The 12,934-nt window shown below is 37.1% G+C and carries 9 protein-coding genes; 1 reads left to right on the top strand and 8 read right to left on the bottom strand.

The genetic code is table 11. From position 1 onward, the window contains the following. The first annotated feature begins 180 nt into the window (after positions 1-180). Entirely contained in the window at positions 181-1,161 is a 981-nt protein-coding gene (locus tag J1905_RS21260; protein ID WP_173093376.1) for an acyl-ACP desaturase, read from the top strand. A gap of 100 nt (positions 1,162-1,261) precedes the next feature. On the opposite strand, the gene J1905_RS21255 is transcribed toward J1905_RS21260, so the two are convergent. The 8 genes from J1905_RS21255 to J1905_RS21220 all read right to left on the bottom strand — a co-directional run bounded on the left by J1905_RS21255 (position 1,262) and on the right by J1905_RS21220 (position 12,934). After that, complete coding sequence (locus J1905_RS21255; RefSeq protein ID WP_214229229.1) at positions 1,262-4,624, bottom strand: methylmalonyl-CoA mutase family protein; 3,363 nt, start codon at positions 4,622-4,624, stop codon at positions 1,262-1,264. A gap of 119 nt (positions 4,625-4,743) precedes the next feature. Then, the gene (pafA, locus tag J1905_RS21250; RefSeq protein ID WP_214229234.1) at positions 4,744-6,405 is read right to left on the bottom strand and encodes an alkaline phosphatase PafA; all 1,662 of its coding nucleotides are present in this window, start codon (positions 6,403-6,405) and stop codon (positions 4,744-4,746) included. Positions 6,406-6,489: 84 nt separating this feature from the next. Further along, positions 6,490-7,776: a bifunctional folylpolyglutamate synthase/dihydrofolate synthase gene (locus tag J1905_RS21245; protein ID WP_214229228.1), complete on the bottom strand. Its 1,287-nt coding sequence runs from the start codon at positions 7,774-7,776 to the stop codon at positions 6,490-6,492. Positions 7,777-7,819: 43 nt separating this feature from the next. Continuing rightward, positions 7,820-8,635, bottom strand: coding sequence for an energy transducer TonB (locus tag J1905_RS21240; RefSeq protein ID WP_214229227.1), 816 nt, complete (start codon positions 8,633-8,635; stop codon positions 7,820-7,822). Continuing rightward, positions 8,635-9,036, bottom strand: coding sequence for an ExbD/TolR family protein (locus J1905_RS21235; RefSeq protein ID WP_214229226.1), 402 nt, complete (start codon positions 9,034-9,036; stop codon positions 8,635-8,637). Before J1905_RS21235 ends, J1905_RS21240 begins: the two co-directional genes overlap by 1 nt. After that, positions 9,036-9,746 carry a MotA/TolQ/ExbB proton channel family protein gene (locus tag J1905_RS21230; RefSeq protein WP_108206839.1) on the bottom strand — a complete coding sequence of 237 codons (711 nt, stop codon included), beginning with the start codon at positions 9,744-9,746 and terminating at the stop codon, positions 9,036-9,038. Before J1905_RS21230 ends, J1905_RS21235 begins: the two co-directional genes overlap by 1 nt. A 5-nt stretch (positions 9,747-9,751) precedes the next feature. Beyond that, positions 9,752-11,176: a hypothetical protein gene (locus J1905_RS21225; RefSeq protein ID WP_214229225.1), complete on the bottom strand. Its 1,425-nt coding sequence runs from the start codon at positions 11,174-11,176 to the stop codon at positions 9,752-9,754. Between the two features lie 54 nt (positions 11,177-11,230). Then, a complete protein-coding gene (locus J1905_RS21220; RefSeq protein WP_214229224.1) occupies positions 11,231-12,934 on the bottom strand; it encodes a TonB-dependent receptor in 1,704 nt (567 codons plus the stop codon).

Below are 12,934 nucleotides of genomic sequence, written 5' to 3'. Positions count from 1 at the left end.
AACCCTGTAGCTAATCACTACAGGGTTTTCTTGTTTATAGCTATTTCTAAGCTAATTGTTTAAATATTTAACCATAATCGCTTGATTAAGCCTTAGATTATTTCTTAATAAAGTATTTTCGTAACCATCTTTGTACAATAATTTTGGTATCTTTGATACAAATTTAAATAACATAAACGAATGAATTTATTCGCGGAAAAGAGAAGGGAAGTAATGTTACATATAGAAAGCTATATGCTTGATATGATGGAAACATACCTGAAACCGATTGATACAAATTGGCAGCCATCTGATTTTTTGCCTGATTCTACTAGTGAGACATTTTACCAAGATATTAAGTTTTTGCGTGAGAATGCGAAGGATCTTTCTTACGATCTTGTAGCTGTTCTAATAGGTGATACAATTACTGAAGAGGCATTACCTACTTATGAGTCTTGGCTTTGTATGGTTGATGGAATCACTAGAAATGAACAAGGGGGATGGATGAAATGGGTACGTCACTGGACTGCGGAAGAAAACAGACATGGTGATTTATTAAATAGATACCTATACTTATCGGGACGTGTTGATATGCGCCAGATGGAGATATCTACTCAGTATTTAATTGCTGATGGATTTGATATAGGAACAGGACATGATCCATATAGAAATTTTATATACACTAGTTTTCAGGAATTAGCTACTAATATTTCTCACAGAAGGGTAGCCTCTCTAGCTAAAAAAGATGGAGATACGTTGCTTTCTAAAATGTGTGGAGTAATTGCTTCTGATGAAGCGCGTCATGCTAAAGCCTATAAAGATTTCATGTCTAAAATATTTGAGGTAGATCCGAATGAAGCAATGATAGCTTTTGAGGACATGATGAGAAAGAAAATTGTAATGCCTGCTCATTTTTTACGTGAAATGGGTATGAAGATAGGTCAAACATTCGGACATTTTACTGATGCTGCACAACGCTTAGGTGTTTATACTGCGATTGATTATGTTGAGATTATGCAACAGTTAATTGAAGAATGGAAGTTGGATAGTATGCGCGACTTAAATGAAGCTGGCGAAAAGGCCCGTGATTATATCATGGCTTTACCTAACAGACTAATACGTGTAGCAGAAAGAATGAGTAATCCTACAATGGAATATAAATTTAGCTGGATACATTCTTAAAAAAAGGAGCTTTAATTAATACTAAAAAGGCGTGAGTTGTACAACTCACGCCTTTTTAGTATTAAGCATTTTTGGGGTTTAATCTGATACAGAATGTTTGTTACATATTCCGTCTATATTGGCCACCCACTTCATAAAGGGAATTAGAAATTTGCCCTAATGAACATATTTTACATACTTCCATCAGTTCATTGAATATGTTCTCGCCCGCTATAGCAACTTTTTGTAGTTTCTTTAAGGCGAGAGTCGACTGATCTATATTTCTATCCTGAAAGGCTTTTAGTGCTGTAATTTGAAATTGCTTTTCATCTTCTGTTGCTCGTATTACCTCTCCAGGGATAATAGTAGGTGAGCCATTCTTATTCAAAAAGGTATTTACACCGACTATAGGATACTCTCCGGTATGTTTTAATGTTTCGTAATAGAGACTTTCTTCTTGTATCTTACCTCGCTGGTACATAGTTTCCATGGCTCCTAGTACACCTCCTCTATCATTGATGCGTTTAAATTCTAACAGTACGGCTTCTTCAACTAAATCAGTTAAATCTTCAATAATAAACGCTCCTTGTAATGGGTTCTCATTTTTTGCTAAACCTAGTTCACGATTAATAATCAGTTGAATTGCCATCGCTCTGCGTACAGATTCTTCTGTAGGAGTAGTTATGGCTTCATCGTAGGCATTTGTATGAAGAGAATTACAGTTGTCGTAAATAGCGTAGAGTGCCTGTAAGGTTGTGCGTATGTCATTAAAGTCTATTTCCTGAGCGTGTAATGATCGGCCTGAGGTTTGGATATGATACTTCAGTTTTTGTGACCTGTCGTTCCCTTTGTATTTGTTTTTGATTGCTTTGGCCCATATGCGTCTTGCAACTCGGCCAATAACTGAATATTCAGGATCGATACCATTAGAGAAAAAGAAAGACAGATTAGGGGCGAAATCATCAATGTTCATTCCTCTGCTTAGGTAATACTCAACAAAAGTAAAACCGTTACTTAAGGTAAAGGCTAGCTGAGATATTGGATTTGCTCCTGCCTCTGCAATGTGATATCCGGAAATTGATACTGAATAAAAGTTACGTACTTTTTCTGTGATGAAATAGTTTTGGATATCGCCCATCATTCTTAATGCAAATTCTGTAGAGAAAATGCAGGTATTCTGCGCCTGATCTTCTTTTAAGATATCTGCCTGAACAGTGCCGCGAACTGTACTTATTGCATAGGCCTTGATTTTCTCGTATGTATCTGATGGCAATACCTGATCTCCGGTAATCCCAAGTAACATTAAGCCTAATCCATCATTGCCTTCAGGTAAAGATCCATTGTATGATGGTTTTTGCAGACCTCTGGACTGGTAGATAGAATTGATCTTATTTTCTACTTCCTTTTGTAGCCCATTTTCAACGATGTATTTCTCGCATTGCTGATCTATTGCGGCATTCATGAAAAAACCTAGCAACATAGGAGCAGGGCCATTTATTGTCATGGATACTGAAGTTGATGGGGCACAAAGATCAAAGCCTGAGTACAGTTTTTTAGCATCATCAAGTGTTGCAATACTTACTCCCGAGTTACCTATTTTGCCGTAAATATCAGGACGAATGTGTGGGTCTTCTCCATAAAGGGTTACAGAGTCAAAAGCGGTTGATAGGCGGTGTGCCGGCTGACCGAGTGAAACATAATGAAATCTCTTATTTGTTCTTTCAGGTCCGCCTTCCCCAGCAAACATTCGGGTAGGATCTTCACCTTCTCGTTTTAAAGGAAAAACACCAGCAGCATAAGGGAATTCACCTGGAACATTTTCTGTTAACAACCAGAAAAGAATATCTCCCCAATCTTTATAGCGGGGAAGAGATACCTTCGGAATTTGCAATTTAGAGAGAGATTCGTAAAAGAGAGGTTGTTTGATTTCTTTGTCTCTTACTTTGTAGGCAAAGAATTCTTGTTTGTACTTGCTTTTAGTTTCTGGCCATTCTCGGAGTAGTTTTTTACATTCTCCGTCCAGTTGTTCTTCTAAATGTTGATAAATCTCTTTTAATTGATTTTTTAACTCTTCCTCCGTTGAAAGATCAATGACACCTTGTAACTGATATAGTTTCCTAGCTATTGTAGTGTGTTTATCTACCCATTCGCTGTAAGTCTGACTAGATTCAGCTATTTCTGCAAGGTATCGTATTCTATCCGGTGGAATTATATAGATCTTTTCAGATTCGCCTCCTATGAGCTCCATTTGGGCTTTAAAATCGATTCCCGTCTTCTCTCTTATCTTATGCATAAGAGCAGTAAACAGATTGTTCATGCCGGGGTCGTTAAACTGCGATGCCATTGTGCCATACACTGGAATGCTGTCATCATCCGCATTGAAAAGATTATGGTTGCGTTTAAATTGTTTTCGCACATCACGTAAGGCATCTAAGGCACCACGCTTATCGAATTTATTGATGGCAACAAGATCTGCAAAATCGAGCATATCTATTTTTTCCAACTGAGTAGCGGCACCAAATTCTGGTGTCATTACATATAAGGAAACATCACAATGCTCCGTTATTTCGGTATCTGATTGTCCAATACCGGATGTTTCAACTATGATTAAATCATAGCCTGCCGCTTTACATATATCTATGCTTTCCTGAACGTTTTTTGATAAGGCTAAATTGGCTTGTCGGGTGGCCAATGAACGCATATATACCCTGGGATTGTTGATTGCATTCATCCTGATCCTGTCTCCAAGCAAAGCTCCTCCGGTTTTACGTTTGGATGGGTCGACAGAGATAATTGCCAATGTTTTGTCTTGTACTTCTATTAAGAAGCGTCTTACCAATTCATCCACTAAGGATGATTTTCCTGAACCACCTGTTCCTGTAATACCAAGAACCGGAGCATTGTTACTACTGGTAAGTTTTTTTAGTTCATTTACAAAGGATTGAGCCGCCTCAGGATCATTTTCGGCAACTGTTATTGCAGCGGCAATACTTTTGATATCTTTTTTAGGGATAGCTTTTAACTCACCATTTAATGAGGTTGTGGTAATGAAATCAGTTTGCTCAAGCATGTTGTTAATCATGCCTTGCAAGCCCATTTTTCGACCATCATCTGGAGAGTATATTCTTGTTATGCCATAAGCCTGAAGTTCTGCAATTTCAGAAGGTAAGATTACACCGCCACCTCCACCAAATATCTTAACATGAGATGCACCACGTTCCTGCAGCAAATCATACATATACTTAAAATATTCAATATGTCCACCCTGATAAGACGTCATTGCAATTCCCTGAACATCTTCTTGTATGGCGCAGTTTACAACTTCTTCTACCGAACGGTTATGGCCTAAATGTATTACCTCTACGCCGGAAGATTGAAGAATTCTTCTCATGATGTTGATTGTAGCATCATGTCCATCAAATAATGCAGCAGCAGTTACAAAACGAATTTTATGTTTGGGCTTATAGATTTCAATTTGTTCCATACCTTGTTTTATAATTGGTAAACAAAGGTAGCAAAAACTGAGCGTGAGGAGGTTATATTAAAAGCAAGAAGGCCACTCAAATACATTAATGAGTGGCCTTCTTGCTTCTACGGAGAATTTTATTGATGAGTTAGTTCTGTTATAGGTTCACCTATGCAGCCACTAGGCATTTGAATATGGAGCATTGCAGCTAAGGTAGCAGCTATGTCTGTCATATAATGAGTTTTATTGGTCTTTCCTGGTTTTACATTCCAGCCCATAAATACACATGGAATATGTGAATCATACGGAAACCATGCACCATGGGTTGTTCCTGTTTTACCACCTTCAAAGTAGTTTGATTTCAGTATGTAATAAACATCACCACTTCTGCGTGCATTGTATCCATTAGTAATGGCTTTCTTTATTGGTTCTGGTAGGGTTGAACTAGCCAATTTGCTGAGGTCTACAGCATCCATAATACCATCTTGCTCTTTTAACGTTTCAATAGTAAGTGACTTTATTGCATCAAAGTCAGCATTAGCATCTTTAATTGCCTGATGATTGAAATAGAACTGGCTATTGGTAGAAGTGATAATTGCTTTTTTAACTTTGAATTTCTCTTCAATAGTAGTGTTTAAGCTTTTAATTACCGGAGAATCATTGAATAATCCGCCCGGTAGTTTATTCTCAGCCATAAAGCCCGGAACATGCGCCGCGCCATGATCAGCCGACAAAAAGACAAGGTAATTCCCTTTACCAATTTTAGTATCCAGGTAGTTAAAGAACTGTTCAAGATCTTGGTCTAATCTAAGGTAAGTATCCTCAGCCTCTATTGAATTTGGTCCATATTGATGTCCAACATAGTCTGTTGCAGAACAACTAACTGCAAGAAAGTCAGTTGAGCCACTCTGACCTAACTTCTCTGCGTTAATAGCAAGTTTAGCCAATTCTAAAGTCATCGTATTTCCGTAAGGGGAACTTTTGATCATATCGTAGTTCTTACCTGCATACAACTTGAATGGATGAGGGAAAGTAGGGGTTTGCTCTCCTCTTGATTTTCCTTCGTATTCTTTGTCATCAGTAGTACTTTGGTTATAAGTGTCGATTGGATACAATGTATTCCAATTCTTCTCAAAGTACTTATCGGCCATTTTCAATTTGTTATAATCTGTTAGCCATGTAGGTAATTGAGTCATATAATGTGTACTGGTAATCCAATCACCGGTTCCACCATCATACCAATATGCTGCATTTGCAGAATGACCCGCCGGTAAAATTGATCCACGATCTTTTAATGAGATACCGATTACTTTACTTTTAAAATTTGTTGCTAGGCGAAGCTCATCAGTAATTGTTGTGGTAAGCATATTTTTTGGAGACATTAAGCCTGCTCTTGTATCGCTACCAACAGTTTTAACCGTAGTATCTTCAGCACAGTAAACACCACGTTTTAATTGTGGGTCATACCAATCGTTTCCAATTATACCATTAATGGCAGGAACTGATCCAGTATAGATACTTGAGTGGCCACAAGCTGTATAGGTAGGAGTGTAGGGAATAAACGTATTTTCAGCAGAGAATCCTTCGTTTACCATTCGCTTAAATCCACCTTCTGAATATCTGTTATAGTAACGGTATAGGTAATCCCATCTCATTTGATCTACAACTAATCCTATTACTAATTTTGGTCTGTTTAATGTAGTGGAAGATGTTTTCTTAGCAGGCGTTGCCTTTTTTTGAGCCATGGATCCTGCAGAGAACAGGGCGAGAACGGTAAATAAAAGGATAAATCTTTTCATCATTATATACTTCATTAAGTTTTGTTAGGAAATTTTAAAGTTAGTTACTTCATAATAAGTATTCTTTAACATTATGTAAAGTTTTTATGGTACTTCTGCAACGACAAAAGTGCTTCCTCCTATAAAGATCAGATCTTGTGGCTTGGCATCTTTTTTGGCTGCATTTATTGCCAGTTCAACAGTTGAAAATGTGCTTCCTTTCAGTTCATATTTCGCCGCTTCATCGGCAAGTTCTTGCACTGGTAAAGCTCTTTCGAGTTGAGGCTGACAAAAGTAATAACGCGCATTTACGGGAAGGAGATTTAACACACCGCTGATGTCTTTATCCTTAACCATCCCTATCACCATATGTAGATTATCATGAGGAGTACTATTGATGTTTTGCATTACTTCTGTTATGCCGGCAATATTATGGCCGGTATCACAAACTATCAGAGGGTGTTCGTCTAGTCTTTGCCAACGACCCATTAAACCGGTTAAACCTTTTACATTTTTTAGAGCAGAGTGCAGCGCATCATTATCTATTTTAAAGCTTAATGCTCTCAATGTCTCGACTGCTTGAATAACGGTTAGAATATTTTTTAACTGATAGGTGCCCGTAAGATCTAATAAGAGATCCTCGATAATTGACTTTCCATTTTCTGATATGGATATACTTAAATACTCATTGTTTTTTGTCGACTTTGTAAGTTGAATTTGCTGATCAGCAAAAGTTATAGGACTATTTGTTTCTTTTGCTTTTTGAATAAAAACCTGATCAGTTTCAGAATGGCTCTCGCCAATTACAACTGGAATGCCGGGTTTTATAATTCCGGCTTTTTCTCCTGCGATCTCTTTTAATGTATTACCCAGGATATTGGTATGATCAAGACTTATATTGGTGATAACCGAGAGTTCGGGTGTTATAATATTTGTTGAATCTAATCGGCCACCTAAACCAACTTCTATTATAGCTATATCAACATTCTGTTTCTCAAAATATGAAAATGCCATGGCTACGGTTACTTCAAAAAAAGAGGGGTTAATTTCTTCAATGATCTCCTGTTGTTCACCAACAAAGTCTATTACGAATTCCTTAGAAATCATTTCACCATTGATTCTGATGCGCTCTCTGAAATCTTTTAAGTGAGGGGAGGTGTATAGTCCGGTTTTGTAGCCGGCTTGTTGAAAAATAGCGGCAAGCATATGGGAAGTTGAACCCTTCCCATTTGTGCCACCGATATGTATCGTTTTAAATTTATTTTGTGGATTATCTAGCCTTTCGCACATGGCGATGGTATTGTGTAAGTCCTTTTTAAAGGCCACAGCACCAACCCTTGTGAACATAGGTAGTTTGCGGTATAAATAATCAATGGTTTGCTCGTAATTCATTTCTGATGCTTATTAACATCACAAAAGTATTAAAGCTACCGGATTATTTAACTTTAAAGTTGAAAACAACTACACCGATTTGAACATCGGGAGCAGTTTCTGATGGTGCTAAACGAGCACCAAGCAACGCTTCTTTACATTTTTGCCATAACTCTCTGTCGTTTAGGGTGGTTCCCTTAACTCCCGGAGTAGCATCTATAACAAGACCGGCTTTGTTTATTTTTATACGTACAGCAATTTTACCTGTTTTCTGGCCATCATCCTGAGGCGTAACCAAATTGGTAAACTTTCTTAATGCAATGGGAGTTTCGCCAAAACCAGAACCACCTTCGCCATAGTTATTGGCAAGTGGATCTCCATTTACACTTCCTTGATTCCCTGGTGTATCACCAGTTCCATCACCTCCACCAGTCCCTTTGCTCGATTTCCCTTTATACAAGGCGTTTACATTTACAGCTGGTTTTGAAGGCTTGGTCTCTGCATTAGTTGCAGTAGGGGTAGCTTCTTTTTTAGTTGCTTTGCTCTTTACAACTACAGCATCTTCAGAGTTTTGGGTAACGATCTCCTTTTCACTTGTTTGCGGAGTAGGAGTCTCTTTAGTTACTTCTTCTGGTGTTACTTTATCTGGTTTACGGTTATTTGCATTCGGATCGGCAGATGGCTCTTCGATACTGGTGTAATCTGACCCCATACCTGTAGGAGAAGTTCCATAGTTAACAACCATACCGCCCATACCTGCCTCTTCAGGCTCAAAACTTCCAATAACTATAAAGAAGCTTAAAGCAAGCAATGCAGCCATGATACCGGTAGATATTGCCAGTGCCTTGGGATAATTGTTTTCTTCTTTAGGATAAGTCATTATTTCTTAGGTTCTACAGCGAGTACAACTTTTAGTTTTAATTTGTTACCTACATCATAGATAGACATTACATTTTCAATAGAAACTTTTCTTTCAGCATAAACAACTATAGTTAAATCCGGTGATGCCTTTTGCATGGTTTCAACTACAGCTAGAATATTTTCAGGCTTAGTAGGTTGCTTGTCTACAAAATAATTTAATTTATCATCTATAGATATAGTAACGGTTTTTTGGGAATTTGATTGTTGTCCTGCTTCTGAACGTGGTAATAATAGCTTAACTACCTGTGGATTAACTACGGCTGACGCCAATAGGAAAAACAAAAGCAGGAAGAACATAATATCGTTCAGTGCAGAGGTATGTACCTCTACTGTTCCTTTATTTCTTTTGCGTAAATTCATTATTTTCCTGGCTCCTCTAATAGATCAATAAATTCAATAGCATCAGTTTCCATTCTTAAGATGATGCGTTCAACCATCATATTTAAGATATGATATAGTACATAAGCAATGATACCGATAATTAGTCCTGTTGCAGAAGTGATCATTTTGGTATAAAGACCTCCAGAGATTGTTCCGATTTCAATAGCTCCCTTAATGGAAACATCATGGAAAATAGTAATAACCCCAATAATTGTTCCTACGAAACCTAACATCGGTGCAATACCAGCTATAATTCCTAATATGCCAATATTCTTTTCTAGTTTAGAAACTTCTAGTTTTCCATTGTTTTCAATAGCAGCTTCAATATCTTTAATTGGGCGACCAATACGTTTTAGCCCTTTCTCTAGCATTCTTGCTAAAGGAGAGTTATTATTACGACATAAAGTTATTGCATTTTCTAGTCTCCCATCGTGGATATATTGCTTAATTTGAAGCATTAGGTTAGATTCAGTTTTAGAAGCTTTTCTTATTGTTAGGTATCTTTCAACAAAGATTACTAATCCAAGAAATGCCAAAAATGCTAGAGGTAACATTACCCATCCACCTTTAAATAAAAGGTCGATAAAGTGAAGTTCAGGTGGGGCAGTAGTAAGGGCTTGGTTTAAGTTATTAGCAGAATCAATAATCTTGTTAGCGGTATCAGTTGCACCTTGTAGTAAAACGATCATATTTATTATGGTTTGTGTGTGTTTTTATTTTGATATATATATATTCCCGGATCTTTTAATTTTGTAACGAGCAATTTGCGTCCTTCTTTTGCACTTTCTTCATCTTTAAATGTTGCAATGCTAATTTTTAATCTTCTTTTACCCGGCATAGTTGGGATAACTTTAGCCGTTATACCTATAGCCTTCATTTGGGCAATAAATCTGTCGGCCTCTTTTTGATTAATTACGGATGCGCCAATAACCTCCCAGGTGATCGGTCCTTCAATAGGGGCAACAGTTGTAGCGGTAACAGTAGGTGCTACTGAAGGTTTAGCGGTAACAGCGGCCAAGCTATCTTTTTTTAAGGAATCGGCAGTTTGAATTGCTTTTTCATTACTTAGTCTTAAGCTATCAGCAAGTGTGATTGAGTCGGTCTTAAGTTTATCATTATTTTTGATCAGATCAGAATTGTCACGAAGAACATTCTCCTGAAGAGTATCGGCTTGAATAGTCTCAGACTTATTAAGCACTGAATTAAACAACTCGGGCTTGATTAAATATGTAGCCACTCCAACAGCAAGGAGTATAGCAAAAGCAATAATAATCTTTACGTAAAGAGGAAGGCCTTGGTTTTGCTCTTCAACCCCAATTGATTCAATTATTTGCTTATCTAATGGACTTGGTGTGTTAAAGAAAGGTGGCGTTGCAACCTTTGGTATTATGGTTTCTTCAACCACATCCAAATTATCACTAATACCCTCAGGAGTTTCAATGGCAATTTGCTCAGCAGGTTTTGGAGTTATTTTAACTTCTGATATTTCTTCATAAACAGGCTGTTCATCAAGCGCAGGCTTTTCTTCGTGATGAACAACTTCTAACTCTTCAGATCCATCACTTAAGTCCGCGTTGTTGTCTTCAAGACTGAGTTGCTCCTCAGTAATTATAGGCTCTTGTTCAAACGAAGGTATTTGCTCCTCCGTCTGTTCTTCTGCTTTAACGTCACTAATTATTCCAGCTTCCCGAATACTATCATTGGTAGTGGCAATTGGTTCTTCTTTTAAAAGAGGTAATCCGTAAAAATCAAAACCAAAGTTCAATTGATCTTTAGGATTGAAAATTAAACTTCCAGGGATACCGGTTAAAGTCCCCATTTCTCCAAAATCAGCATTTTGTTTTTCAGAAAGCTGTTTTAAAGTTTCTGCTGCAAACTGATCAGTATAATAGGTTGCTGCCTCTGTTGATATATTTCTTTTTTTACTAATGTAGTTAACAAGAGATTGTGTTTCTCTAATCTCATCTGTAAAATCCAGTATATAGCTTGGAGGCAGAAATGAGTGTGCTTCAGCATCATACCTTCCTGGCGATTTCTTTTTATAAAAGGTACCCAGTCCAGAAATTCCCACCTCTTTACGGGTTTTTATAAGTTCAGTAAGGTATGATAAGATATCCATTCTGGTAAAAATAAATTTTAATTCCGTATCAACCAATTATTAATTAAAAACCTATTAGAATGAGTAGCTTATACCTCCGAAAACATTAAGTCCAATCACTTCATAATGTAGGTATCTGCTATACGATGTGTTTAGTAAATTGTTTGCTCTTGCAAAGGCAGAAAACTTATTGTTTATCTTGTAAGATACTCCGGCTCCTAAATCAACAAAGCCTTTTACGGTAACTACTCTTTCAGTATTAGGATCTGGTGTATAGTAAGGATTAGCTGGTGCTGCAGTATAAATTTTCGCTTTGCTATCATCTTGGATAGCCACAGAAGCATTAAGGGTTACTTTCTTATTAATCACATATGAAAGATCTGAACTTAAACGCATCTGAGGTTTAAACCAGCTTTGTGTTTCAGCAGCTGGTTTATAATCTTCAAAATTTAATTTACCAGTCCATTTTAATGCGTCACTTACCTGTACAGAAAGCTCTCCTTCTAATCCAATAAGTTTCATTGTTCCGAAATCGTAGATGACATCAAACTTATTGAAGTTTGAAAAATTGTTTACGAACAACGGCATGTCTTCAATGCTTTTGTGATAAACTCTGGCTTTGTATCCAAATCCAGGACCACCTGTTCCCTTAATACCTCCACTAATGCTCAGTTTTTCAATAGAGTTTCTGATGGTAATATTGTTGTTCAGGAATGGGTTGTCGTCTGTAAATTGTTTTAAAGAGTTACGATTTACATCGCCTTTTACTTCACCGAATATTTGTAGATAATCAGGTATTAATGTAAAGTCTGCAGTTACCGCAGGGAAGATTCTGGTAGATGAAAATGCTCCAAATTCTTGTACAAAGTTAATTCCTGCGGTTATTTTTACTCCGCTGGCTTGTAATCTTATGTAGGGGTTCAGTTTTAGAAGGTTGTTACCTACGCTTACTAATTCATCTTTAGTACTTCCAAATTCAGTTGATGCCGCAAGACCTAAATTAAAACTGCTGATCCTTTTATTTACATATCCATTTAAAACAACTGAGTTTTCTTTGGCATTAAATTTATCACTCCAGATATATCCGTTAAGTTTTAAGGCATAGCTAAGTGCATCAGGATCTTCAGTGTATTTATTAACAAGTTCGCCTTCTGCTTCAAAGAAATTAAGTGTTTGTTTCTCAGGGTTAGGATTTAAGGTAGGGTTTTCCTTATCAATTCCATAGAAATACAATCCATTTCTTTGGAAGTTAACACGACCACTTAGCGTAACAACATCACCTATACTACGACCAAAAACACTTAGTTTCTGCTGACTAGACTGTTGCTTATTTAGTTTTCCTGATTGGCTAAAATGCTGGAAGTAACCTCCGGCTTGCATTGCCTCATCACGTCCGATGTTTATATAAGCTTCACCAAAAATAGTCTGTGCAGACCCAAATCCACCTTTAACATAGTTATTTATTAGTTCTTCTTGTTTTGCAGCAACAACTTCCTGAGCCTGTAATTTATTAATGTCAGAGTTTAATTCTAACTTTCTATCCGTAAGGCTATAGTTAAATTTGGCTTTATATGTTTTTATGTCGTTTAAGTCTGGACTTCTTCTCAGCTTTACAGCTTCTGCTAAAATGGGTTTGTAAGGTCTTACAACTTCAATTTCTTCAGTAACAGCTTTATCATCCGTTTTCTTTTCAGTGGTTTTTGTATCCTGAGCTTTTAATCCTAAGGCTGCAGCCGTGATAAAGAAAAGGGTACTATATATTAATTTAGTTAATCTCAT

The organism is Pedobacter sp. B4-66 (genome assembly GCF_018492665.1).
Taxonomy (GTDB): domain Bacteria; phylum Bacteroidota; class Bacteroidia; order Sphingobacteriales; family Sphingobacteriaceae; genus Pedobacter.
This window is presented reverse-complemented; position numbering and strand designations above follow the sequence as displayed.

Excerpts from the sequence above, each read along its gene's own strand:
- J1905_RS21260 (WP_173093376.1), top strand. The coding sequence starts at position 181 with ATGAATTTATTCGCGGAAAAGAGAAGGGAAGTAATGTTACATATAGAA.
- J1905_RS21225 (WP_214229225.1), bottom strand. The coding sequence starts at position 11,176 with ATGGATATCTTATCATACCTTACTGAACTTATAAAAACCCGTAAAGAG.
- J1905_RS21235 (WP_214229226.1), bottom strand. The coding sequence starts at position 9,036 with ATGAATTTACGCAAAAGAAATAAAGGAACAGTAGAGGTACATACCTCT.
- J1905_RS21255 (WP_214229229.1), bottom strand. The coding sequence starts at position 4,624 with ATGGAACAAATTGAAATCTATAAGCCCAAACATAAAATTCGTTTTGTA.
- J1905_RS21245 (WP_214229228.1), bottom strand. The coding sequence starts at position 7,776 with ATGAATTACGAGCAAACCATTGATTATTTATACCGCAAACTACCTATG.
- J1905_RS21240 (WP_214229227.1), bottom strand. The coding sequence starts at position 8,635 with ATGACTTATCCTAAAGAAGAAAACAATTATCCCAAGGCACTGGCAATA.
- J1905_RS21220 (WP_214229224.1), bottom strand. The coding sequence starts at position 12,934 with ATGAGATTAACTAAATTAATATATAGTACCCTTTTCTTTATCACGGCT.
- J1905_RS21230 (WP_108206839.1), bottom strand. The coding sequence starts at position 9,746 with ATGATCGTTTTACTACAAGGTGCAACTGATACCGCTAACAAGATTATT.
- pafA (WP_214229234.1), bottom strand. The coding sequence starts at position 6,405 with ATGAAAAGATTTATCCTTTTATTTACCGTTCTCGCCCTGTTCTCTGCA.